This is a genomic window from Pseudoalteromonas sp. 2CM37A (assembly GCF_023161885.1).
GTDB classification, from domain to species: domain Bacteria; phylum Pseudomonadota; class Gammaproteobacteria; order Enterobacterales; family Alteromonadaceae; genus Pseudoalteromonas; species Pseudoalteromonas atlantica.
In genome coordinates, this window is the sequence record NZ_JALNTJ010000002.1 from 380,812 (window position 1) to 406,049 (window position 25,238).

At 40.9% G+C, this 25,238-nt stretch carries 22 protein-coding genes; 14 read left to right on the forward strand and 8 right to left on the reverse strand.

The window, feature by feature from the left end; all coding sequences use genetic code 11:
- Positions 1-100 precede the first annotated feature (100 nt).
- The 6 genes from MTF68_RS05385 (at position 101) to MTF68_RS05410 (ending at position 8,853) form a co-directional block, all read left to right on the forward strand.
- Positions 101-4,858, forward strand: a complete 4,758-nt coding sequence (locus MTF68_RS05385; protein ID WP_248461913.1) for a PAS domain-containing protein — start codon at positions 101-103, stop codon at positions 4,856-4,858.
- Between the two features lie 10 nt (positions 4,859-4,868).
- The gene (locus MTF68_RS05390; protein ID WP_004588789.1) at positions 4,869-5,354 is read left to right on the forward strand and encodes a GNAT family N-acetyltransferase; all 486 of its coding nucleotides are present in this window, start codon (positions 4,869-4,871) and stop codon (positions 5,352-5,354) included.
- A 128-nt stretch (positions 5,355-5,482) separates the two neighbouring features.
- Positions 5,483-6,838 carry an AlkA N-terminal domain-containing protein gene (locus tag MTF68_RS05395; protein ID WP_248461914.1) on the forward strand — a complete coding sequence of 452 codons (1,356 nt, stop codon included), beginning with the start codon at positions 5,483-5,485 and terminating at the stop codon, positions 6,836-6,838.
- Entirely contained in the window at positions 6,835-7,305 is a 471-nt protein-coding gene (locus MTF68_RS05400; RefSeq protein ID WP_248461915.1) for a methylated-DNA--[protein]-cysteine S-methyltransferase, read from the forward strand. The genes MTF68_RS05395 and MTF68_RS05400 overlap by 4 nt, the downstream gene beginning before the upstream one ends.
- A gap of 67 nt (positions 7,306-7,372) precedes the next feature.
- Positions 7,373-8,167 (forward strand): amino acid ABC transporter substrate-binding protein, encoded by a 795-nt coding sequence (locus tag MTF68_RS05405; RefSeq protein WP_248461916.1) that lies wholly within the window; start codon positions 7,373-7,375, stop codon positions 8,165-8,167.
- A 101-nt stretch (positions 8,168-8,268) separates the two neighbouring features.
- Positions 8,269-8,853, forward strand: a complete 585-nt coding sequence (locus MTF68_RS05410; protein ID WP_004588785.1) for a thymidine kinase — start codon at positions 8,269-8,271, stop codon at positions 8,851-8,853.
- Here the strand turns inward: MTF68_RS05410 and ltaE are convergent.
- Together ltaE and rlmF are read right to left on the reverse strand one after the other, a co-directional pair.
- A complete protein-coding gene (ltaE, locus tag MTF68_RS05415) occupies positions 8,836-9,840 on the reverse strand; it encodes a low-specificity L-threonine aldolase (protein WP_248461917.1) in 1,005 nt (334 codons plus the stop codon). The two genes, MTF68_RS05410 and ltaE, sit on opposite strands and share 18 nt — an antisense overlap.
- Before the next feature lie 49 nt (positions 9,841-9,889).
- Complete coding sequence (gene rlmF, locus MTF68_RS05420) at positions 9,890-10,822, reverse strand: 23S rRNA (adenine(1618)-N(6))-methyltransferase RlmF (RefSeq protein ID WP_138579159.1); 933 nt, start codon at positions 10,820-10,822, stop codon at positions 9,890-9,892.
- Positions 10,823-10,950: 128 nt separating this feature from the next.
- On the opposite strand from rlmF, the gene MTF68_RS05425 reads away from it, so the two are divergent.
- The gene (locus tag MTF68_RS05425) at positions 10,951-11,853 is read left to right on the forward strand and encodes an alpha/beta fold hydrolase (RefSeq protein WP_248461918.1); all 903 of its coding nucleotides are present in this window, start codon (positions 10,951-10,953) and stop codon (positions 11,851-11,853) included.
- Between the two features lie 10 nt (positions 11,854-11,863).
- Here the strand turns inward: MTF68_RS05425 and MTF68_RS05430 are convergent, their stop codons facing one another.
- Positions 11,864-13,291 (reverse strand): sulfotransferase, encoded by a 1,428-nt coding sequence (locus tag MTF68_RS05430; RefSeq protein WP_248461919.1) that lies wholly within the window; start codon positions 13,289-13,291, stop codon positions 11,864-11,866.
- Between the two features lie 86 nt (positions 13,292-13,377).
- Positions 13,378-15,957: a TonB-dependent receptor gene (locus MTF68_RS05435; protein WP_248461920.1), complete on the reverse strand. Its 2,580-nt coding sequence runs from the start codon at positions 15,955-15,957 to the stop codon at positions 13,378-13,380.
- Between the two features lie 597 nt (positions 15,958-16,554).
- On the opposite strand from MTF68_RS05435, the gene MTF68_RS05445 reads away from it, so the two are divergent.
- Together MTF68_RS05445 and MTF68_RS05450 are read left to right on the forward strand one after the other, a co-directional pair.
- Positions 16,555-16,977: a hypothetical protein gene (locus MTF68_RS05445; RefSeq protein WP_024031949.1), complete on the forward strand. Its 423-nt coding sequence runs from the start codon at positions 16,555-16,557 to the stop codon at positions 16,975-16,977.
- 82 nt (positions 16,978-17,059) lie between these two features.
- Positions 17,060-18,421, forward strand: a complete 1,362-nt coding sequence (locus tag MTF68_RS05450; RefSeq protein WP_248461922.1) for a leucyl aminopeptidase family protein — start codon at positions 17,060-17,062, stop codon at positions 18,419-18,421.
- A 17-nt stretch (positions 18,422-18,438) separates the two neighbouring features.
- Here the strand turns inward: MTF68_RS05450 and MTF68_RS05455 are convergent, their stop codons facing one another.
- Both MTF68_RS05455 and MTF68_RS05460 read right to left on the reverse strand, forming a co-directional pair.
- The gene (locus tag MTF68_RS05455; protein ID WP_248461923.1) at positions 18,439-18,825 is read right to left on the reverse strand and encodes a VOC family protein; all 387 of its coding nucleotides are present in this window, start codon (positions 18,823-18,825) and stop codon (positions 18,439-18,441) included.
- 83 nt (positions 18,826-18,908) lie between these two features.
- Positions 18,909-19,988 (reverse strand): ketoacyl-ACP synthase III, encoded by a 1,080-nt coding sequence (locus MTF68_RS05460; RefSeq protein ID WP_121638415.1) that lies wholly within the window; start codon positions 19,986-19,988, stop codon positions 18,909-18,911.
- Positions 19,989-20,356: 368 nt separating this feature from the next.
- Between MTF68_RS05460 and MTF68_RS05465 the strand changes: the two genes are divergently transcribed.
- The 5 genes from MTF68_RS05465 (at position 20,357) to MTF68_RS05485 (ending at position 23,377) form a co-directional block, all read left to right on the forward strand.
- Positions 20,357-20,761 (forward strand): nuclear transport factor 2 family protein, encoded by a 405-nt coding sequence (locus MTF68_RS05465; protein WP_248461924.1) that lies wholly within the window; start codon positions 20,357-20,359, stop codon positions 20,759-20,761.
- Between the two features lie 43 nt (positions 20,762-20,804).
- Positions 20,805-22,046 carry an ATP-binding protein gene (locus tag MTF68_RS05470; protein ID WP_248462125.1) on the forward strand — a complete coding sequence of 414 codons (1,242 nt, stop codon included), beginning with the start codon at positions 20,805-20,807 and terminating at the stop codon, positions 22,044-22,046.
- Entirely contained in the window at positions 22,043-22,570 is a 528-nt protein-coding gene (locus MTF68_RS05475) for a response regulator (protein ID WP_248461925.1), read from the forward strand. Before MTF68_RS05470 ends, MTF68_RS05475 begins: the two co-directional genes overlap by 4 nt.
- Before the next feature lie 18 nt (positions 22,571-22,588).
- Complete coding sequence (locus tag MTF68_RS05480; protein WP_248461926.1) at positions 22,589-23,011, forward strand: DCC1-like thiol-disulfide oxidoreductase family protein; 423 nt, start codon at positions 22,589-22,591, stop codon at positions 23,009-23,011.
- An 87-nt stretch (positions 23,012-23,098) separates the two neighbouring features.
- The gene (locus tag MTF68_RS05485) at positions 23,099-23,377 is read left to right on the forward strand and encodes a peptidylprolyl isomerase (protein WP_004588770.1); all 279 of its coding nucleotides are present in this window, start codon (positions 23,099-23,101) and stop codon (positions 23,375-23,377) included.
- A gap of 61 nt (positions 23,378-23,438) precedes the next feature.
- Here MTF68_RS05485 and MTF68_RS05490 read toward each other — a convergent pair whose 3' ends face one another.
- Both MTF68_RS05490 and MTF68_RS05495 read right to left on the reverse strand, forming a co-directional pair.
- Positions 23,439-24,170 (reverse strand): MauE/DoxX family redox-associated membrane protein, encoded by a 732-nt coding sequence (locus MTF68_RS05490; RefSeq protein ID WP_029771692.1) that lies wholly within the window; start codon positions 24,168-24,170, stop codon positions 23,439-23,441.
- A gap of 337 nt (positions 24,171-24,507) precedes the next feature.
- Positions 24,508-25,167: a DsbA family oxidoreductase gene (locus tag MTF68_RS05495; RefSeq protein WP_248461927.1), complete on the reverse strand. Its 660-nt coding sequence runs from the start codon at positions 25,165-25,167 to the stop codon at positions 24,508-24,510.
- Positions 25,168-25,238 lie beyond the last annotated feature (71 nt).

Below are 25,238 nucleotides of genomic sequence, written 5' to 3' on the forward strand. Positions count from 1 at the left end.
TGTATTTTAAACGCTTTGCGGGCTAAAACTTGCGTCTTTTAGGTTTTAGTGCATTATTATAGGTAATAAATAATACAATTACAGTTATTGGATATATAGCATGGTTGAAGGAAAAAAGTATGGGCTGCTAAATGGCACAGCTCAGTCTGTGCGTAGTAAGCTGATCATTACTTTTTTAGTTATTGCTATTGTTCCACTTTGTTTGCTGACCTGGTTTAGCTTACAGCACGTTAATAATACCTTGCAAAAAAATGCAAATGCAGAGCTTCATGAATTAAGCTCTATCGCCTCAGAGTTTGCTAATTTATGGTTTGATGATCACCTTACTGATTTATATACCTTTAAAAATCAGCTTTCTAACTTCCCGCTTGAACAAAGCAAATTAATAAATCATTTTGTTAATCAATATGACTTTGTAAACAGTATAGAAATTATCGCTGCATCGGCACTTAAGCAGCCCATTATCTCGCCTTACGGGCAGATAAACAAAGGTGAGCTTAGTACGCTTATAAATTCGGTTAATACCTCAACGCCAGCCGCTTTTGGCTCTGTTATGTTAAATGGCAAACAGTTTAATATTGTGGCTATGCCTTTGCTTAATTCGGCGCAACAACTAGAGGGTGTAATTCTCACAGAAGTAAATATTAATGGCCTTTTAAAAAGCTTAAACACCATTCACAACATGCACAACGAAGTGAGTTTTTTTGTACTACATAATAATAAAATAGAGCGCTCTTCAGTAACAAATGCAGATGAGGCGCCTGTTTTTTCGCAAACGGCACTCACCAGTAAGCAAGTGTTTGATTACGCCAGTGCCAACGGCACGACATACCATGCATATATTAGTGATTTAAATTTTTTAGGTGTGCAAGGGTGGCAACTTTTAGCAGCAAAACCTTTGCATATTATGCTCAAAGACTCTACTTATTATAAGCAGCTGGCTATTTTTACAAATGCAGTTTCTTTACTTCTCATTTTATGCGCAGCGTGGTGGTTTAGTCGGCGCTTATCTAAGCCTTTAATTCAGCTTACCTCAGTAATGGCCCGAATTACCGATGGCGAGAAAGTAAAGGTGCCTACTTTAACTGATAGCCACGAGTTAAATAGGTTATCAGTAGATTTTCAAAAAATGGTGGCATTTAAAGAAGAGCAGCAGAGCATACTGCAAAAGCAGCGCTCTGCTTTGCAAACTGCGTTTAAACAATTGGATGAGCAAAAAAGTGCCCTCGATGAGCATGCCATTGTTGCGGTAACAGATTTAGCGGGCACTATCACTTTTGTAAATAAGAAGTTTTGTGAAATTAGCGGCTACGAAGAACATGAGCTTATAGGCCAAAATCACCGTTTACTTAATTCAGGAAGGCACGACAAAGGCTTTTTTAAAGGCATGTATAAAACCCTTAAACGGGGTGAAGTATGGAACGGCCAAATATGTAATAAAGCAAAACACGGTGGCTTTTATTGGGTAGACACCACAATAGCACCATTTTTTGATGAGCACGGTAAACCGCAAAGCTATATAGCCATTCGTACTGATGTCACGCCATTAAAATTACAAGAGCTTGAACTTGAGCAGCACAAAACCCAACTTCAGTTAGTCATAGATACCACTGCCGTAGGAATATGGGATTGGTTTATAGATACCAGCAAAGTGACTTTTAATAATCGCTGGGCAGAAATAATAGGCTATAAACTCAGCGAGTTAGAACCTACCACTATTAATACTTGGTATAAGTTTGCACACCCCGATGATTTGGTTATTTCAGAGCAAAAGTTAAAAGCGCACTTTAATGGTGACACCGATTACTATGTCAGCGAAGCGCGAATGAAACACAAAGATGGCCACTGGGTTTGGGTACTCGATACTGCAAAAGTAGTCGACTGGAACCTAGATGGGTCGCCTCGTCGTATGATTGGAACACATTTAGATATTACCGAGCGCAAGCAAATAGAGTCTGAGCTACAGTATAGCCGCGATCGCTTTGCTTCTTTGGTGGAAAATATTCCAGGGGTTATTTATCGATGTAAGTTCGATAAAGCCTGGACTATGTTGTACATGAGTGACCAAGTAAAAGACATAACAGGCTATACGCCTGATGACTTTATCAATAATAAAACTCTAAGCTTTGCCGCTATTATTCACGATGGCGATCAAGATGTTGAGCTGCAAGTAAGTACCTGTATTGCACAAAAACTGCCTTGGTCTATTGAATACAGAGTAAAAAGAAATGATGGCAGTATTCGTTGGGTGCATGAAAAAGGCCAAGCAATTTATGGCGAAGACAACGAAGTTCTTTATTTAGATGGCTTTATTTTAGACATTACTGAGCGCCATAATACTCAAGTAGAAATTACCCGCCAACAAAACCTGCTTGAAGCAATGAGTAAACAAGGCCAAATTGGCGCATGGGAAATAAACCTTGAAAACCAAACCATGTATTGGTCAGACGAAGTAAAAGTAATACACGAAGTTCCCGACGGGTTTGAGCCTAGCATTGATACTGCCATTAACTTTTATAAGCCAGGAGAGCACCGCGATAAAATTAGCACGTTGTTTGAATGTGCGGTGACTTTAGGCGAAAGCTGGAGTGTAGAGCTGATAATTTTAACTTATACCGGTAAAGAACGCTGGGTTAAGTCGATGGGGCAGGCGGAGTTTAAAGACGGCAAATGTGTGCGTGTCTTTGGCTCGTTCCAAAGTATTGATGCACATAAACGCCTAGAGTTAGAAAGCGAAAAAGCAAACGCCTATAACAAAAATTTAGCGTCATTAACGGTTTCGCCTGAGGTACAAAACAGCGACGTTGCGCAAGTTAAAAAGCTGACGATAAAGTCGATGGTAGAGGTATTAAATGTTGAGCGTGCCTCTATTTGGATATTTAACAAACAGTGCGACGAAATGGCGTGCCATGGTTTATATACTCGACAAGATGGTTTTGTAGATTTTGACGGCGTTCTTAAAAAGGCTGATTTTCCAAGTTACTATGAGGCTGTTTTTGAGCAAAACCTAGTGGCAATTGAAGATGTATATACGCATAAAGCAACCATTGAATTTACGCAAAGTTATACTCAACCATTAAATATTCAGTCAATGCTGGATGCGGTTATTTCATCTGGCGATGGAAATTTAGGTATTTTATGCGCAGAAACTGTAGGGGTTAAACACATTTGGACGCAAGGCGAAGAAACCTACTTGCGCTCTTTGGCTACGTTAGTCGGTAGTACCTTGGTCTCGCAAAAGCGTAAAGAAACCGCTGAAAAGCTAAAGGTTGCTTTAGTGCAAGCACAAGATGCTGCTATAGCAAAAAGCCAGTTTTTGGCAACTATGAGCCACGAAATTCGTACACCGATGAATGGCGTATTAGGCATGTTAGAGCTGGTAGAGTTAGAGCCATTAAGTAAACCAATAGAAAAAAAGGTCGCTATTGCTAAAAGCAGTGCTCATTCTTTACTTGGCGTTATTAACGATATTTTAGATTTTTCTAAGGCGGAAGCAGGCAAAGTTGAGCTTGAGCATATACATTTTAATGCGCGCGACTTAATTGGCGAAATAGCCGAGGCACAGGCCTTTACCGCACAAGAAAAAGGCATTGAGATTATTTTAGATTTAGTCTCCTTGGAGCCTTCACATTTAATGGGCGACCCCGGGCGCATACGCCAAGTGGTAACCAACTTAATTAGTAATGCGGTTAAATTTACCAGTCAGGGTGAAGTGGTGGTGAGCGCATCTATAGAAAAAACCGACCAAGACCTACTGCTAAATATAAAAGTAAAAGACTCAGGAATAGGCATAACCGAAGCAAAACAACAGCAATTATTTACCCCTTTTTCGCAAGTGGATGCATCAACCACGCGAGAATACGGAGGCACGGGGCTGGGGCTTGCTATATGTAAACAGTTATGTGAGCTAATGAATGGTAAAATTTCACTGGCGAGCGAACCTGACAAAGGCAGCGAATTTACTGCAACCATGCAAGTGGCTGAAGGCATCGAAAAAGAACGTACTATCCCTAATATCAATATGAGTTCGTTAAATGTACTAGTGGTTGATGATAACGAGACAAACCGCTTAGTTATCTCTCAGCAATTAGGGCATTGGGGGGCTAATGTTACGCTTGCTAGTAGTGCAAAACAGGCGCTTGAACTATGTGCACAGCGCATAGAAAATGATCAGCCTATGTTTGATATTGCCGTGCTAGACATGCAAATGCCAGAAATGGATGGAATGGAGCTGTGTAAAGTGCTTAAAGCACATGATGACTATAAAGCCATGCCATTAGTAATGATGACCAGTATTGCAGGTATGGAAGGCGCTCAGCGCTACTCAAAAATTGGTTTTCAGGCTTATTTTCCTAAGCCGGTTACAACCGCCGATTTAATTTCTGCGTTATCGGTTATTACAAGTTCAGACAGCACCGAGCCCCTTCCTTTGGTGACCCCAGGGTATATTTCGTCACTCAGAAAAGAAAAATCAGACACACCTGCAAAAATTTTATTAGTTGAGGATAACCCCGTTAATCAGCATGTTTCTACACTGATGCTTAAAAAGCTAAATTGCGAAGTAATACTGGCGCAAAATGGTCAAGAAGCCATAAATACCTTAAGTGAGCATAACGAAGGGTATTTTGATTTAGTGTTAATGGATTGCCAAATGCCGGTAATGGATGGCTTTGACGCCACCGCTAATATACGAGACGGTATGGCAGGGGATGAGCACAAAGCAATAAAAATAATTGCCCTAACCGCCAATGCAATGGACTCAGATAAAGAACGTTGTATTAATGCCGGTATGGACGACTACTTAACTAAACCCATTCAGCTTGATATTTTAAAAGAAAAAATAGAGCAGTACTTTTAGGATTAATAACATGAGTAAGCAAATACAAATACGCGATGCTAAAAAAAGCGATGCGCCAACAATTTTACAGTTTATTACCGAACTGGCCATTTACGAAAAAGAACCCGATGCAGTAAAAACAGATGAGCAAGCAATTATAAAAACGCTGTTTAGTGAAGGGGCAACAGCACACAGTGTTATTTGCCTTGAAGGTGATGAGCCTATTGGCTTTGCGGTGTATTTTTATAATTACTCTACCTGGCTGGGTAAAAATGGCTTATATCTGGAAGATTTATACGTAAGCCCCGATAGCCGTGGCAATGGTGCGGGCAAACTAATAATGAAACACCTTGCTAATAAAGCCATAAAAAACGACTGTGGACGTTTTGAGTGGGTAGTACTGGATTGGAATAAACCCGCTATAGATTTTTATAATAGCATTGGGGCAAAAGCCCAAAACGAATGGATAATCTACCGCCTAGCAGGCCAAGACTTACTCGATTTTGCAGAGCAATAGTGATACTAAAACGCTTAATTAAGTGGGTTGGTATAATACTTTTTTAAAAGCAGATGAGTGCCGAAAACGGCCAGTATTTGCTTTAAAAATTGTTATGCTGAGGTACGTTTTATTGATTAAGACCCTACATGAATAATCAGTATTGGCAAAAAGCACGGCAAAGCCGCGATGCACGATTTGATGGCTTATTTTACGTTGCGGTAAAAAGCACCGGTATATATTGTCGGCCAATTTGCCCCGCGCCCACCGCTCAAGAAAAAAATGTGGTGTATTATCAATATGCGCACAACGCAGCGCAAGCAGGCTTTAGACCGTGTATACGCTGCAGGCCCGATAGTGCTCCGGGCAGCGCTGCTTGGCAGGGGGTAAAAACGACCGCGCTTAGAGCTAAGCAGTTAATTGATTTAGGTGATAGCTGTAATTGCGAAATGCTAGCTACTCGTTTGGGTATTACCAGTCGTTATTTGCGACGCATATTTAATCAGCACTTTGGTGTGTCTGTTACTCAGTATCGGTTATTTAACCAATGTCAGTTTGCTAAAAAGCTCATTCAAGAAACCACATTACCCATAACCGATATTGCATTTGCCGCTGGGTTTAAAAGTGTGCGACGTTTTAACGATGCTTTTTTACAACAGTTAAATATAGCGCCATCAAAGCTCAGAAAATCAAAAAAAGAGGCAACCCCTGTGATTGTATTAACTCTCCCTTTTAGACCTCCTTACAATTGGCAGGCTTTGCACAGCTTTTTGTCAAAGCGGTTAATAGAGCCTATGGAGTGGATAACCCCAACCAGTTACGGGCGAACATTTAAGCTAAAAGGGGCGGTAGGTTATTTTAATGCGCACTTTAAGGCGCAAAATAACCATTTTAAAGTTGAAATAGTAATAAATAATACCGAGCACTTACAAAAAGTAATTAACAATATACGCCGTGTACTTGATGTAGATGCCGATATAAACCCTATTGAAAGCCACTTAAAAAGCAGTATTAATGGGGCATTTACATTAAGTGAAGGGCTACGCTTACCTGGGATATGGTCAAGCTTTGAAGCGGGGATCCGCGCTGTATTGGGCCAACAAGTTAGCGTGGGGGCAGCGCACACTTTAGTAACAAAGCTGGTCGCAGAGCGAGGCGATAAACACGCAAATAAAGTGTATTTTCCACAGCCTGAGGGTTTAGCGACATGCGACTTTGAATTTTTTAAAATGCCGCAATCGCGCAAAAATGCATTAAAAAATTTATCTAAGTACTGCGCTGATAACCCCGATAACAGGGTTTTGGATAATTGGCTCGATATAAAAGGCATAGGGCCGTGGACTGTTAACTACGCTAAACTGCGCGGGCAAAGTAACCCAGATATACTATTAGCCGGCGATCTCGGAGTAAAAAAGGCGCTGATTAATGCTAAGCAATTTAACCCAGAGCTGAGCGCTCCATTTCGCTCGTACTTAACGTTTCAACTATGGCAGCAACTTTCATGATTATACAGACCGCAATTTCGAGTCCGATTGACGATGTTATTATTCAAGCGACTGAAAACGGGGTGAGCTATGTTGGTTTTTACCCAAAAACACACTACACCCATACACCCGTTGAGCAAGTAACAAATGAAGCGGTTTTAATCTGCGTAAAGCAATTAAACGAATACTTTAATGGTCAGCGCAAAACCTTTAATGTGCCATTAGATACGCAAGGTACGCCTTTTCAAAATGGTGTGTGGCAAGCGTTGCTCAGCGTCCCTTTTGGCAAAACCATGACCTACGGCGATATAGCTAAACAATTAAATAACCCTAAGGCGGTAAGAGCAGTCGGGGCTGCAAATGGCAAAAACCCCATTAGTATTATTGTGCCGTGCCATCGAATTATTGGTGCAAACTCAAAGCTTACTGGGTACGCTGGTGGCCTTAAGAGAAAAAGTTGGCTACTAAAGCATGAAGGGATAATTTAACTGTTACAGCACTGGCAGCTTTGTTATCACAAGCTACAATTTACATTATTTACTAATAAAAATTATTATGAGTATCAGCAGCTTAAATTATTTATTTATATTTGGTTTGATGTTTTCTTCAGCGGTGTTTGCTAACTCTCAAACGCTTATATTTTGCTACGAAGATAAAGACGTTGCACCTATGTTTTTGGGCATTGGGCAAGAGGTACCTATAGATAACCCTGGCGCCTCAATTGAAATTTTAAAGCAACTGGATGCCGACATACCCAATGTGGCTATTTCATTTGTTAGAAAACCATGGCGCAGATGCCTAAACGATTTAGAACTTAACCGTGTTAATGCCGTTATTGCCAGCTATCGTGATGGGCGTGAACGTTTTGCTGTGTACCCTACAAACGAAAAAGGGGTGTTGCTAGAAAAATTTGCAGTGAGTCGTTTTAGTAGCTGCTTAATAGGGCGGGCTCGTTTTCATAAACAATGGCAAACGCGCGAAGTATTTCAAAATAAAGCGTTCACTATCGCCATTCCTAATGGCTATGGCTTAAACAGCGCGCTAAAAGAAGAGCCTTTTTATATTTATAATACTTTTTCAAAAGACAAAGCATTTGAATTACTTGATAAAGGAGTGGTACAGGCAAGTGTTGATTTATGCCAAGTAGATCACTTAAAAGTGTCGAGCTATCAACATAAAGGGAGCGATGTAAAACCCCTTTACCCACCTTATGAAACAACCGACGGTTATTTAATTTTTTCAAAGCAGTTTTACCAGCAAAATAGCCAGCTTAGTAAAGAAATATGGCAATGGTTAGCGCGCTTTGACAGTGCACAAATTTATATAAAATACTTGCAAGCTGTTGAGTAGTAAGAAAATCAAAGCGCTTATTAACTAAAATAGCGATATGAAATTGGTATTAATCGCATATTAAGGTAGCATAAGCGCACTTTTTATCTTAAGGCACGGCAATGGCTCAATTATACTTTTACTACTCTGCGATGAATGCGGGTAAATCAACCACCTTATTACAATCTGCGTTTAACTATCGTGAACGCGGTATGGAGCCAGTTATTTTAACGGCTGCAATTGATAACCGCTCTGGTGTAGGAAAAGTATCGTCTCGTATCGGACTGCAAGCTGATGCGCATATATTTGATGCGTCAAAAAATGTTTTTGAGCTGATCCAAAATCTGCAAAACGAAAAAAAGCGCCACTGTGTATTGGTTGATGAATGCCAGTTTTTATCTAAAGAGCAAGTTATGCAGCTGACCGATGTGGTTGATGAACTTGGTATTCCGGTATTATGTTATGGCCTGCGAAGCGACTTTAGAGGTGAGTTATTTATTGGCTCTCAGTACTTGCTAGCATGGGCCGATAAACTGGTTGAACTTAAAACAGTGTGCCATTGCGGCCGTAAAGCCAATCATGTGTTGCGTACAGATGAAAACGGCAATGCTATTGCCGATGGTAACCAAGTAGAAATTGGCGGCAACGACCGTTATGTGTCGGTGTGCCGCAAGCATTATAAGGCTGAGTTAAATATGGGCCGCTAAGGCTCGTATAAAAGTATCTATATCATCTTGGTTTATATCAAGATGAGTGACTAGCCTAAGCTGTTTGCTTGGGCTAATTAATATGCCTTGTTGTGCTAATTGCTCGCTAATATGCGCTATATTTAACTCACTTGAATAGCGCGCATAAACCATGTTAGTGGTGTTACTCATATCAACGCTAAACCCATCGAGCTCATTAAGCTTACTTGCTAAATAACGCGCATTAGCGTGGTCGCCTTTTAAGCGAGAAACGTTATTTTCAAGTGCGTATTGCCCCGCGGCTGCCAGCATTCCGGCTTGGCGCATGCCACCACCGAGTACTTTTCTCCAGCGCCGTGCTTTTGTGATAAGCGCCTTTGTGCCTAGTAATAGCGAGCCAACGGGAGCACCTAGCCCTTTTGATAAGCAAATTGAAACAGAGTCAAAGTGCTGGGTTATATCTGTAATATCAACGTTTAATTCAACCGCTGCATTAAACGCACGTGCGCCATCTAAGTGCAGAGCTAACGAGTGCTCATTTACAAAATGACGTGCTTTGGCTAAGTAGCTAAGGGGGAGTACTTTTCCGCCTATGGTGTTTTCAAGGCTAAGTAAGCGGGTGTTAGCAAAATGGCTATCATCTGGTTTTATTGCTGCGGCAATTTTATCAAAGCAGAGGCTGCCATCGGGTTCATTCTCAATCGGTTGTGGTTGAATAGAGCCTAATACTGCAGCGCCACCGCCTTCAAATTTATAGTTATGGGCATTTTGCCCGCAAATATATTCATCTCCGCGTTCGCAATGAGCCATAAGCGCAAGTAAATTAGCTTGCGTGCCAGAGCTACAATAAAGTGCGGCTTCAAAGCTAAAACGCTCACATGCATAGGCTTCTAATTGGTTTATGCTAGGATCATCCCCGTACACATCATCGCCTACTGGCGCGCTATACATTACATCGCGTATGGCTTTTGAAGGTTTAGTAACCGTGTCTGAGCGAAAATCTATCATGGTGGTTATTCCTTTATTAAGTACTACAGGCTTTATTGTTTTTATGGGTTTAAACAAGCTCTTCAAAAATTTGTTCGCGGGTGGCTTTATCAAAATAACTCCAGGCAATAAAGCGACTTACTTTTTGTCCTTGTGCCATGTCTATAATTTTATATTCGGCAATAGGGAGGGTGCTTAATTTATTTTCTAACACTTTAAGCGTTTCTTTTTTTGAAACCAAGGAGGTAAACCATATTACTTGCTCTGCAAATTGCTCACTTTGAGCAATCATATTGCTAATAAACTGTGCTTCGCCGCCCTCGCACCATAGCTCATTATTTTGCCCGCCAAAATTAAGGGTGTTTTTAGGTGATTTCCCTAAGTTTTTCCATTTGCGCTGCGACCCTTTATTGGCCTCTTCTGCGCTTGCGTGAAACGGGGGGTTACACAGGGTTAAATGAAATAAATCTTTTTGATTTATAATGTTTTCAAAAATAGATGATGCGTTTTTTTGGTGTTTAAGGGTTATTTTTAAACCATTAAATTGGGCGATTTGCTTCGCTATTTTTATAGAATTTGCATCGATGTCGCTACCAGTAAAGTGCCAGTTGTATTCATGATTACCCGTTAACGGGTAGACCAAATTGGCCCCTGTGCCAATATCGAGCACCTTAATTTGCCTGCCAGTTGGAATATTTTGTTGGTTGTCGTCGCTTAATAAGTCTGCCAAGTAATGAATGTAATCAACGCGACCAGGAATAGGAGGGCATAGGTTATGCTCAGGAATATCCCAAAAATCTATTTTATAATGCGCTTTTAAAAGCGCTTGATTAAGCGTTTTTACTGCTGTGTTATTGGTAAAGTCAATGCTCTTACTCCCCGCAGGGGTGACGATGATGAAAGGGGTTAACGCATCATGCTTATCGCATAGCATGTCTAAATCGTAGCCATGTAAATGTTGGTTGCGTGGGTGGAGCTTGTTAGAGACTTGTTTTGATTTCATAGCATTAATTTAGCAATTAAATAATGGCGCAATTGTATCAAATGCCCCACTAAAAAGTGCAACCATTTACTTTAGAATTAACAGTGGTACTGGTAGGATGAGTGGCTAAAAATAATAAAGGAAAATTTGTGGCAATTACACAGCACTCCCATTTTGTTCAACTAGGCAATCAGCAAACGCTGCATTTACGCCGTATAGCAAACGACAAGCAAGCGGGCCCCGTGGTGTTTTTTATGCACGGCGCAGTAGAAAATGGCAAAATTTTTTATACTCACAGCAATAAAGGGCTAGCCCCTTATTTGGCTGAGCAAGGCTACTGCTGTTATGTAGCAGACCTGCGCGGGCGTGGAGAGAGCAAGCCGCTTATTTCGGAGCAGACTAAATATGGTCAAACAGAGGCAATAGTAGAAGATATCCCCGCCTTTATTAATTACATTGAACAATTTGAGGGTAAAAAGCCAGACTATTGGGTTGCTCACTCTTGGGGGGGCGTTTTAATGAATAGCGTTTTTGCACGTTTTCCTGAGTATTTAAAAGAGGTTAAAGCGTGTGCTTATTTTGGCTCTAAACGCTCTTTGTTTAACAATCACCCTAAAAAGTTACTACAAGCAAATATAATTTGGTACTTTATGGCGCCCATATTGGCTAAAAAACAGGGGTACTTAAACGCAAAAGGCTATAAGTGGGGCAGCGATAACGAATCGCAAAAGTCGCATTATCAAAGCATGCAGTGGGCTAAAAAAAGGCCATGGATAGATAGCGATGATGGTTTTGACTATGCAAAAGCCTTAGCTAAAGTGCAGGTGCCTCCTACACTACATATTGGCGCTGTAAACGATAAAGCTCTTGCGCAGCCTATTGATATTAAAAAGTTTATGGCAGAGTCCGGACCTGGAAAACAAACCCTTAAAATTTATGGCAAGCGCCATGGTCATAGTGTGGATTACGATCATATTAATATGCTTACTCACCCTCAGGCACGGGATGAGCAATTTAAAGATGTTGTAAGCTGGTTTAACGAGCACAGTTAGGCAATTAGGCTCATTCAAATTGTTTTAAAAGCGGTGTTTTATAGCGCTCCCAATGCGCGAGTGCCTGTGTATTAATTGGCTGCCTAATGGCTTGTTTGCTTAATGTGCTAACAGCAGCCTTACGCTTATAAAATGCTAAGCATTGCGGTTCATACTCACACCCTAAAAACGAAAATAAAGCACTTAGCTGCGACTCAGGCTCGGCAACTATTTGCTCATAATGAATATCGTATAGCGGTAATGAGGGCAGGCTGCGCCAATGATCCATTAATTTTGCATACAACGCATGGTAAAGTTTGAATTCTTTTAAATCACAAAAGTACGGCTCATTTTCGGCAAAATAGTTACTGAACACCGAAAAAGCAGTGGCGTTAAAATCCCTACTTAAATTAATAAATTTAGCATTAGGGAACAGCAAGTAAATTAAGCCAATAGACTGATAGTTACTCGGTAGCTTATTAATAATGAAAGGGCGTATAGGCTGTGCTTTTTTTAACTCTTCAATATAAATATTGCGAGCTTTTGCGATTAAATCGTTACTAAGTGCGCTTAAGCATTGCGGGTAAGGGGTTTGCGTTTGCTGCTCTATAAATGCCACCACTTGGTTAGCAATACTGGTGTTTTCACCTAATGTAGCAAACTGTGAGTGGCTGGCCATCATTTGCTCAAGTAAGGTTGAGCCGCTGCGGGGCATACCAATAATAAACACGGGCGTAATAGTGCCGGTAAAAGTGTGATCGGCAAATGCAATTAGCTGTTGTGTATTATACGTTATAATTGTTTCATAAAAAGGCACTAAGTCACTGGTTTTAAAGTGAGTAAGCTTTTTTTGAAGTTTGTTGGCAAGCACATAGTAGTTAAATGCTTGCTCTGTATCTTCTAGTTTGTCGTAGCTTTTACCTAACGCGTAGTAACACACCATTTTTAAACGCACGTTATTCGTTTGCGTTAAAAAGTGGTGCAGGTTGCTCACATAATTATGTTCTTTATTGAAACGGCCTAATTGTACTAGTTCAAATAAAATATAGGCAGTTACGGGGTATAGCCCCATGCTTAGTGCATGCGCAAATGTGGTGTGTGCTTTGTCTAATTCGCCGTAGCTTAAATAATGCTGAGCTAAATAATAATGAGGCTCTGGGTTATGGCTTGCGAGGCTTTTAGCATATTCGAGTACTTTAAGCGCATCATTAGGGGAATTAACACCGTTAAATGCATCGGCAAGGGCGTGCAGTGGCTCAAGCATATGGGGTAAACGTTCGCATGCTTTTTGTAATAAGTATACCGCTGCATCAAAGCGCTCTAACCTAAGTGCTATCCTGCCTAAACCAAATAATGCTTCGCCGCTTTGCGGGTTACTATTTAAAATTGCTTTAAAATGAAACTCGGCTTCTTTGAGTTTATTTTCTTGTAATAATTGATTGGCTTTTTTAATTAGCATGATGAGGCATTATTGTTTTTTAATTAATATAAAATAAAAAAGGCGAAATGTCTTAACATTTCGCCTTGGTTTATCATGAAAAAATATTAGAAAGTATAGGTTGCTTTCGCGTAGTAGAAGCCACCGTTAATACCGTATGGAGACGTTTCGTAGTATTGGCCACCCCAGTTATTGTTAGGGATACCCGTACGGTCTTCAAAATCAAGTTTTTCAGCGTCTTGGTCAAAGATGTTTTGTGCACCTACCGAGAAGCTAATAGACTCATTTAAGAAGTACGTTATTTCAGCGTCAATGGTCACGGCTGCATCAGCTGTTTTTGCTGTTGCATCGTAATCTACGTGAACACCTTGGTATTCGCCGTAGTAATTAGCACGGGTAAACATTGAAAAAGATTCCCACTGCTGTGCCCAAGTAAGCGTTGCACGGTGGTTAGGTAAATCTTCTTCTAAACGCTTAACTTTAAACTCACCAGTAATGTCGCTGAACTTAGTTACCTCAGTTTCATTCCAGTTGTAAGCCAGGCTAAATGTAGAGCTTCCGCCTAGCATGTCAGCTGTGTAGTTTGCTACTAAGTCAATACCTTGTGTTGTTGTATCAAAGTCATTTGTGAAAAAGCTCACTTGTGCATAGCTTTGCGCATTTGGTACGCCTGCTGCTTCTAACGTATCTTTATCATCTTGGCTAAGTACAATTTTTTCAGATTGGCTGATACGGTCATCAACTTCAATGTTGTAGTAATCAAGTGTTACAAATAAATCGCCAATAGTGTAAACCGCACCTAATGTGTAGCTTTGCGATTCTTCTGGCTCAAGCTCTGTACCACCTAATTGCACTGCAATTGGGTTTGTTGGTGGTAAAAGTGCTGAATCTTGTAATACACCGTCACTTAAGTTGGTTTGTACGTTACTTACGTTAGCTTGGCCAACAGTAGGGGCACGGAAACCTGTGCTTACTGAGCCACGAATATTTAGATCTTCAGTTACGTGGTACTGCGCCATTACTTTGTAGTTTGTTGTTGTACCAAAGCTGTCGTAATCTTCAAAACGTACCGCAAGGCCCATTAAGAATTCTTCTGTAAATGGTGCTTCAATATCTACATAAGCTGCGTAGTTACGGCGTGTATATTCGCCTGCATCAGAAGGTTTGAAACCAGGGAAACCATTAGAGCCAATACCAAAACCTTGCTCAGTTAAAGGACCTGCAGTGAATGATGCTTCATCACCCGAAATTACAGTAAATGTTTCTTCGTGCCATTCTAAACCACCGGCAATATTTACATCGTACGCTAGGCCTAAATTAAAGCCTTTAGAAAGGTCAAAGTTAAAGTTTTTCTCTAGTTGCTCATATTTACCTGGGCTAAAATCACGTGGGCTGTCTGCACCTAATGACGCATTAACCGTGTCGTAAATAAAGTAGCGAGATTCGTTTAAACCCACCGTACCACTTAAATCGTAAAATGCATCTTTAAGGAAACCACCCGTAAACATACCCTTTGTACCAATAGTTAAAGAGGTATCGGTAATGTTGCCACCAAAGTTAGGTGTAAAACCGCCAGGAATGGTTTCGTTAAATGCAAAACAATCAGGGTTATTAGCAACACCGCTAATGTAGTCAGGGTTATCTAGTACGTTGTCATCAATTGCGATAGTTGGACAGTTACCGCTCATGTCTTCTGTTAAATCGGCAACAAGCAGTGTTTCACCGCCATCGTTTGAGTATACACCTGGGCGAGTGTGCGGGTTACGGTAGTAAAAACCACCACGTACATCACGCTCAGAGTAGTTACCAAACATATAAAATTCTGAGTCGTTTGTTAGTTCTAAACCAAAGTTACCAAAAATTGAAATGTCGTCATCAACCTCTGGAGCACCCCAAACTTGCGCAAGCGAAGACACTTCTGGTACACCTGCAGCAGAAAGTGCGGCTGCATCAGGGCGTTGCTCTGAGCGACTTGTTGCATCTGCTGTTTTATATTGAAAACTTAAGTTAGCAAAACCGTTGTCTGTAAATGGTAAGCCAACGTTACCCGATATCTGTGTGGTATCACCGTCGCCTTCGTAGTATTGACCATGGCGTACTTCAAATTTACCGCCTTCAGAGGCATCTTTAAGTTGGAAGTTCATTACACCTGCGATTGCATCTGAGCCGTATTGTGCTGCTGCACCATCACGTAGTACTTCTACTTGCTTAAGTGCAATGCTAGGAATAACTGAAATATCAGCGCCTTGTGCACCATCGTTAATACCACCACCTAAAAATGCAATAACAGAAGCACGGTGACGGCGTTTACCGTTTAAAAGGATTAATGTGCTGTCTGAAGGTAAGCCACGTAAGTTAGCTGGGCGTACTAGTGATGCAGCATCACTGATTGGGTTTTGGTGAACATTAAAAGAAGGAACAGAGCCTTTAAGTAGCTCTAGCATGTCTGTGTTACCAGACTTTTCTAGCTCTTCACCGCCAATAATATCAATAGGAACCGGTGAATCACCAATAGAGCGTGGCGCTGAGCGAGTACCCACTACGGCAATTTTTTCAACGTTTTTATTAACTTTAGTTTCACTTTCTTCTGCTGCAACAGCAGAACCTGAAATAAACAAACCTGCGGTGGTTGTTGTTGCTAATGCAAATTTAATTGCTTGATTTAGCGCGTTGCTTTTAAGTTTCATTCTAATTTTCCCCAGTTAGAATATATTTTGTACGTAATGCAGTAATTAACATTACTTATTTATAATTTTGGACGTATTCACATGGGGATAAAGAGTCAACCTACTCGACTTCTTAAAGCTAAAAGCCCACCTCATGTGAAGTCCTATGTACAGACTATACATAAAAAACTTTCAGGGCAATTAATAATTAACTCTTTAATAACAAAAAGTTCAAAATAAAATATATTTGCAACAATGGTGCAGTATGTAACTAATTTGAACTAATAAAGTGCGGTTTTATCGCTTTTTCGAAGATTTAATGCGCGAAGTGGGTGGGTGGATGTTATCAACTTGTTTCTTTTTGTGAGGCAGGTGGTGTGTTTTGCGCTTGCCAGTCACGATATTTTTGTCTGTATTCGTCCCACACACAAGGGCTACAGCTACCTCCGCCGCAGCATTCATCAGGCTGTGGTTCTTGGGGTTTGAGGAGTACTATTATTTGTTTGTTTTGCATAAAAATGAGCTTGTGAGCACTGTTATGGTGCAAAAGAGTAAAGTATAGGGCGTATTAAGTAAATTATTCTTGTGTAAAACCCTTTATGTGTGAAAATAAAGGGTATGCGATTATATAAAGTTATTCACCGTGCGCCTTGGCGGGTAGTTAAAATTAGTAAAAAGCGCCAACAGCTTCGCTTTCGTCGTGCAATGGTGGCGCTAAAAATTGCTCTTGCGCAAGAAAGGCAAGAAACCATAGAAATGCTCACCATTTATAGGCGTTACACGCAAGGGCAAACCAGCAAAGAAGAGTTAAAGCGTGCTAATGAGCAGTTTGTAGATATTTTAAAAGGGCTTGGCTTAGGTGTATTTGCCGTACTGCCGTTTGCCCCTATTACTATTCCATTGGTTGTAAAGCTAGGCAGAATGGTAGGTGTAGATGTATTGCCCAGCTCGTTTAACATTAATAAACCAGTTAAAGAGCTAGACGCCGAAATAGTTAAAGAGGATTTAAAACAACACACTAAAGCGCCTAATAAAGAATAAATCTGGCTAAAATTAGCTATACCTTTTAGCCGGTCTTATTGGTATGCTTTGAGCTACCATTTTTTATTATATGAGCTTTTCAATGAGTGCATTACTTCGTCATACTTCTTCTGGTATTCCTTTATCTTTTATTCTTAAAAACGAGTTAACTGACTGGCAATCACAACAACCGGCTTTTATCCAAACATGGTTAACAAATAGCGGCTTTGAAAAGCAAGGTTTAGCGCTTGTGCCTGACGCGCAAACCGGTGAGCTCAGCCACGTTTATTGTTTATTACAAAGCCAAAATGATTTTTGGGCCGCAGGCGAGCTTGCCAATAAATTACCGCTGGGCACGTATCAAATTCAAGGCGCTGATGCCTTTACAGAGCAAGTCGCACTTGGTTTTGTGTTAGGCGGCTATGAATTTAGTGAATATAAAGAAAAACCAACTGCAAAAGCACAGTTAGCCATTGCCGATGAAGCGCTGTATCAGCGTATTAAGCAACAAGCTGATGCCATTTATTTAGCGCGTGATTTAGTAAACACACCTGCGGTAGATATGATGCCGCAGCATTTATCGCAAGTAATGGAAGATTTAGCCAATAATTACAACGGCGAATTTACCCAGTGGATTGGCGATGAGCTACTTGAGCAAAATTACCCAACAATACACATGGTCGGGCGCGCCAGCGAAAACAAACCGCGATTACTTGATTTAAAATGGGGCGATGAAAACGCACCACTTATTACCTTAGTCGGTAAAGGGGTATGTTTTGACTCTGGCGGGCTTGATTTAAAACCAAGCTCGGGCATGCGTAACATGAAAAAAGACATGGGCGGGGCAGCGCACGTTATTGCTTTAGCGCAGCTAATTATGGCGGCTAATTTACCAATTAGACTGCGTGTTTTAGTGCCTGCGGTTGAAAACGCGGTATCGCGAAATGCATTTCGCCCAGGTGATGTAATTAAAACGCGTAAAGGCATTATGGTTGAAATAGACAATACCGATGCAGAAGGGCGTTTAGTATTGTGTGATGCGCTTAGCGAGGCACAAAACGATAACCCTGAGCTAATTATTGACTTTGCGACCCTTACCGGTGCTTGTCGTGTTGCTTTAGGTACTGAGCTACCGGGCTTTTTCTCAACAGAGCGCGATGTAGCAAATGGTATTATTGATGCCGGTATGGATGTAAGCGACCCTGTATGGCAATTGCCTTTATTTGATCAGTACAAAAGCTTTTTAAAGAGCGATGTAGCCGATATGGCAAACTGTGCCAGCACACCATTTGGTGGTGCAATTACCGCGGCGCTTTATTTAAAAGAGTTTGTAGAGCCAACCACACCCTGGGTACATTTTGATGTAATGGCGTGGAATTTACGTGCTTTACCTGGGCGCCCAACCGGCGGCGAAGCGTTAGGTATTCGTGCGGTATTTAATTACTTGCAAAGCCGCTTTAAATAAACCTTGTTATACGAGGGTTATACCTCGTATAACTCAAGCGGTAAGTTATCTGGATCGGCAAAAAAGGTGAATTTTTTGCCGGTTATTTCATCCACTCTTATCTCTTCCACAGTTATATTTTGTGACTCTAAATACTGCTTTGCTTGGGCAACGTTTTTAACTTTAAATGCTAAATGCCTTAAGCCTTGCGCTTCTGGGTAGCTTGGTCTTGCAGGTGCTCCATCAAACGAAAATAACTCTATTTGGCTGCCATCAGGCATCGCTAAATCTAATTTATACGAATTACGCGCGGCCCTAAAATGCTCGTTAATAACTTTAAGTTTAAGTACGTTACTATAAAAGTGCTTAGAGTGGGCGTAATCACTGCAAATAACAGCAGCATGATGAATGCCTAATAGTTCCATGTAGTTAGCTCCATGAGTTTGTTCTCCTAAAAAACAAAAACGCACTAAAAAGTGCGTTTAATTTTTATGTGCTTTAAAAACGTTTAGCTCGGCTCAGCGTCTTTGCAGGCTTTAACTGCGGGGGCTACAAGCTCAAGGCCGGTTAGCTCACACGGTGGCAAAGTTGCATCACTTACTTTAATCGGCGTAACACGCTCGCCCCACTTTATATAGCTTGCTGCCCACGTTAAACCTGCGCCAAACGCTGCCGACATAATATTTGAATGCGGCTTAATTAAGCCTTGCTCTACGGCTTCACATAACGCAATAGCAATCGTAGCGGCTGAGGTATTACCGTAGTCAGCAATGTTTACCATTACTTTTTCATCTGGCACTTTTAAACGATGCTGAATTGCTTGAATAATACGTAAGTTAGCTTGGTGTGGCACTAATACGTTTATGTCATCAAGGCTTAGGTTGGCTTGCGTTAATACATCATCACACGCTTCGCTCATACCTTTAACGGCACGTTTGAAAATTTCACGGCCTTCAAACAGTAAGTCCGATGGGCCAATTGGCTCATATTTATTTAAATCACTACCAAAGTTGGTGATATGCAAAATGTCTCTGTCTTCGCTGTCGCAACCGGTTTTAGTACCTAACAGGCCTGCGGGTGTATCTGCGGCTTCTAATACTACTGCGCCTGCGCCATCACCAAATAATACAGCGCTGTCACGGCGTGCCCAGTTTACATACCAAGTCATGCGCTCTGCAGCAATAACCACGGCTTTTTTGATCATACCCGCCTGAATTTGTGCGGTAGCTGCCTGAAGGGCATATAAAAAACCAGAACACGCAGCATTGGTATCCATAGCTGCAGCGCCGGTAGCACCAATGTTTTTCTGTACTAAAGAGGCGGTATTGGCCACTACAGTAGAAGGGGTACACGTTGCTAAAATAACTAAATCGATATCTTTTGCGTCAATCCCTGCACAATCGATGGCGTGCTTTGCGGCAACGGTTGCAAGTTCTGCGGTGCTAACATGGCTAACCCTACGAGATTTAATACCAGTACGTGTGGTGATCCACTCATCGTTGGTATCAACTATTTCGCTAATTTCATCGTTGCTAATGCTTGCTGGTGGAATACATTTACCCCAACCAGTAATATGTGCGTAGGCCATAGTGTGTTCTCTTAAAAAGGTGGTCTGACGTGTATTGCTAATGGGTGAGTTATATCAAAAATTGCCCTTTAAGAGAAGTTATTAACCTGTTTTGTCTCGTAAATAATAGTAATTGTGGGCAATTTAACGTAAAGCTTGTTTAAAGAGTAAGCAAGTATTAAAACTATACGTAGCGATGTGTTAAACAGCATATAATTGAATAGTGCATGATTTTGCGGCTTTACTTAAACGTAAGTGGCTTGCGTTTATGGCACTGCGTTAAAGCTGTTAGCTTGAGTGAATTAAAGTAAGCCGATATTATTAATTACTGCCCGTTTAACATATAAACACACAAACACGTGGCAATTGCATACATAATAAGGAAGCCCATGAGCAATAAAATAAAAGTGTCGTTGTTTAATCACTTGATAGAGGCCGAACGACAGTTGCTCGACCCTGATGTTCGTCAATCAAGCCATGCATTAAATGCCTTACTTGATGATGAATTTATTGAAATTGCAGCTAATGGCACCGTATTTGATAAGCAGCACGTACTCACACGTTTACCTACCGAGGTTGTTCCGCAGTTTTATAATCAGCACTTTAAAGGGCGAATGCTTAGCGATGATGTCGCGCAAATTAGTTACCAAGCGGCTTATAGGCGCTCAGCCCGAAGTGAGTTTAATTACTCCTTACGTATGTCGCTTTGGCGTAAAAGTAATGAACAATGGAAAATGGTGTTTCATCAAGGGCCCCCGTGCGCGCTGTTTACTATATCAATGGATGAAGATTAACTTTTTAACGTATTAAATTTTATAGGTACATCACACCTTGTTTATGCAAACCGACCCGACCATTAGTCGCCTTTTAATGCTGCGAAGTGGTGCTATTGCTGTGCAGTTAATTGCTGTACTAAGCGTGTATTTTTTATTAGAACACCAAATAGCGTTACTCCCTTTATTAGTGGTAATAGCCATAGAGGCGATATTTCAATTAGTGAGCGTATTTGCCTATCGAAATGTGAGCCAAGCTCGCCCAGTTGGCATGTTAATGCAGCTCACTGCGGATGTGCTGTTTTTAACTATTTTGCTCTCATTAAGTGGCGGCGCAACCAATGCGTTTGTATCGCTATTATTGCTACCTATCATGATTGCAGCGGTCACCCTTCGTGAAAAAGGACTCGCTTATATAGCGGTTCTTGCTATTGCCGCCTATAGCTTTTTATTAATTAGAATGCCCGATCACAGTATGCATCAAATGAATATGAGCGGGCATTTTATAGGCATGTGGGTGAATTTTGTTTTAAGTGCAAGCGTTATCGCTTTGGTTATTGGCGCTATGAGTAGAGCATTAAAGGAGCGAGAGCGCACAATAGCTAAAGCTCGCGAGCAGCAATTGCGCAACGAGCAACTGGTAACCCTAGATGGCGCAGCTGCGCAAATAACCCATCAACTAGCCAGTCCTATCGCTAACTTACAATTACTATTTGAAGAGCTTTTAGAAGATCAGCCAAATAACCCTGTCGTGGTGCAAATGCAAACGCCGCTCAAGCAATGTGCTAGGCAATTAAATGACTTTAGAAAGCTCTCTGCTCAGCTTCGTAATAAAAATACCACCGAGCACATTACAGTAAAGCAGCTACAAACGCAGATCATCGATACATTATTACTGCAATACCCTGATCAGCACATTAATTGGTTAAGTGAGCCAATAGCAGCCACCTTAAAAAGTGATGCAATGCTATTGCCCGCCATACTTAATTTGCTACAAAATGCATGCATTGCTAATCAAAAAAATAACCAAACCCAGTTAGAGCTAAGCTGGCAGCAAGATAATCAACACAGTGAAAGTATATATTTGCTAATTCGTGATTTTGGTAGCGGTTTTAGCCACTCACAATTAGCAGAGCTTGGCGGGCAACTTATGCCTAGCAGCCAAGGTATGGGGCTTGCGGTTTTACTTTCTAATGTAACGTTTGAGCGACTAAACGGCTCGTTAACTTTGTATAATCACGCTGGTGGCGGGGCAGTGGCTAAAGTAAAATTAGCCATAGCAAATAATGAGCAATCACTTACATGAAATTACTGATAATTGAAGACGATATAAACCTTGCCAGTACACTTGCTCGGCGTTTAACAAAGCAAGGCTTTAGTTGTGAAGTTACGCATAACCAAAGTGATGCATTACTCAGTGCACATAAACACTTACCAGATTTTATTTTGCTCGATATGAAACTAGGTGACGATAACGGCCTTGGCTTAATTAAGCCACTTCGCAGCTTATTACCGCAGGCGTATATTGTATTATTAACAGGGTTTGCAAGCATTGCCACCGCAGTAGAGGCCATGCGTTTAGGCGCTAACGACTACCTTACTAAACCCGTTGATATGGCCACGCTATTAAAGGCCCTAAACGCAGATTTAAATACACAAAATGTTAGTGATTTTGCCACACCAGTTATGTCACCAGAGCGCTTAGAGTGGGAGCATATTCAGCAAGTGCTACATAGTAATAACGGTAATGTGTCGGCCACTGCGCGGCAACTCAATATGCATAGGCGCACATTGCAGCGTAAGTTACAAAAAAAGCCGGTTCAGCAGTAACTGCTTAAGGGGTATAAAATGAGTGATGATGCGGCTACATTAATGCGTAATCAAAAAATTATATTATTCGATGCACAGTGCAAATTATGTAGTGCGTGGTGTAATTTTATAATTAGTAACGATGCCACTGCCATTTTTAAACTGTGCAGCGTGCAATCCCCAAAAGGTGCACTGTTATTAACTCACTTTGGTTTTTCAACCACACAATACGCCTCAATGGTTTACCTACAAAACGGCAAAGCGTACACGCAAAGCCATGCTTTTTTTGAAGTGGTTAAGCAGCTAGGTTACCCCTACAAACTAGCCACTGTATTTAGTGTTTTACCCAACACCTTTAATAATTGGCTATACGATAAAATTGCTTTAAACCGGTATACCTTATTTGGCAAATATCAGTATTGCAGAGTACCCAACCCAGAGGATACAAAACATTATTTATAATTGGCTAAGTTAACTTAGCTATAAGTAGATGCTAGGTTTAGGTGGCTGTGCTAAAATCGCCGCGTTTTAAATTATCAGGGCTTTGAAATGGCAAGTACAGCGCACGCACTCCACATATTGGTTAAACACAAAGAAATAGCAGAAGACATTATTAAGCAATTAGGTAAAGGTGCCAAGTTTCAAACCTTAGCTAAAAAATACTCGTCGTGCCCATCAGGTAAAAAAGGCGGTGACCTTGGCGAATTTAGACGCGGGCAAATGGTTCCACAGTTTGACAAAATAGCCTTTAATGGCGCTATTTTAGAGCCACATTTAGTTAAAACTAAATTTGGCTGGCATGTAATTAAAGTGCTTTATCGTACTTAATAAGCTCGCTGACAAATAGTAAAAAGGCTGCACACTGCAGCCTGTTTAGTATTCAGTTTTTTTATTTAATAAACATCCAGATACCCGCAGCAATCATAAACAGGTTTTCGGTCAGAGAGACAAACCCCAGCGGTACATTACTATCTCCGCCAACACAGGCACATTTAAGCTCTCGTTTGTCTATGTAAACAGCCTTAATCACCGACACGGCACCAACACCCCCAATAAATAAAGAAATTGGTGCAACAATATAAGCTGAAAGCCCTGCAATCATGCCAATACTTACAAATGCTTCTAAAAATGGATACACATAAGCATATCTCACTACTTTCATCGCAAATAAATCATAGGTTATAAAAGAATTACTAAAGCTGTATAAGTCGCGTAATTTTTGAATAGCCAGTACGCCCATTGTTAACGCGACAAACAGCATAACTGTATGCATTGAAAAAAGTGCAAAGCCAGTCGAGTAGCTAAATGCAAAGGCAAGCAATAAGGTAACAGCAAAAATGGCCGTTACGGGAGTATAAGTAGTACCTTGTTGACCAGGCTCCGATTTATTAAAGTAAGCGCGCAGGTCGTCATACCCGCCAATGCGTTCGTTATCGATAAATGTTTGTGGTGTGGTATCAACATTGTGCTTTTGTTGAAATGCATCGGTTTCTTCGCGCGAAGTCAGCGGCTTATCATCTACCTTATAGCCCTTTCGCTTAAGTAAATCTTTTGATTTGAGTCCAAATGGGCAAATATGCTCATTGGTTACCATTCTGTATAATGTTGCTGACTTAGCCATGCTTGCCCCTTATGCGTAATTGGTTACTCGTTAGCCCTTAAGTAATAGTGAGAGTGAATGGCGGTATGAAAGAAGTTAATAGCACCTTGTAATATTTACGTGGCATTTGAAATAAAATAGCGCGCAGCACACTCATTAAGAACACATAATAGACAATGCACGTATAGTGCCAGCACTTTTATAAAAGTGCAGAGCGTAAGGTTTGAGTAGCAGAGGGTTTTTGTTAAAAGCTTATAGAAATATCGGCTCACGTAGACAGTTAAGTTACACTGCACCCTTAATAATCATATAAGACTGCATTGCGCAGCCTTATATATGTTAAACAGCAGCTTACTTGCTAAGCGTCTTGCTTGGCTTCTTCTTCACTAATTTGTTTTAGTGCTTGAATAAACGAGTCGCTTGGTTGTCCGCCACTGATTGCGTATTTATCGTTGATAATAAATGTAGGGACTGAGGTAATACCGAGTTGCTTAAAGCGGTCTTGCTCTTGGCGTACTGTTTGAACGTATTTATCTGAGTGTAAAATACTACGCGCCTGTTCTTTATCAAGGCCAACACTTTCTACTAAATCAAGCAGTGCCTCTTCTTGATTTAAGTATTTTAAATCGGTGAAGTGTGCTTTAAACATGGCAAGCTTTAATTCGGTTTGCTTATCTTCTTCACGCGCCCAGGTAAGTAGGCGGTGTAAATCAAAGCTGTTGATCATGATGCGCTCACCATCAAAATTAAAGGTAAACCCGGCACGCTGACCTGCTTCGAACATGTTTTTACGATTTTCATCGCCTTGCTCTTCGCTTAGGTTGTACTTTTGCATTAGGTGCTCGTTTAAATTTTGACCTTCAAGCGGCATGTCAGGATTTAGCTCAAAAGGATGCCACGTAATATCTGCACTCATCTCGTCTTTAAGTTGGCCAAGCGCTGTTTCTAGGTTTTTGTAACCTATTACGCACCATGGGCACATTACGTCTGACACGATATCAATTTTAAAGTTTTTCATATTCATCCTTTTGCGGATTGCTTTGGTATAACAAACGATATTGGGATGAAGTATGCATTATCAATCCTCAA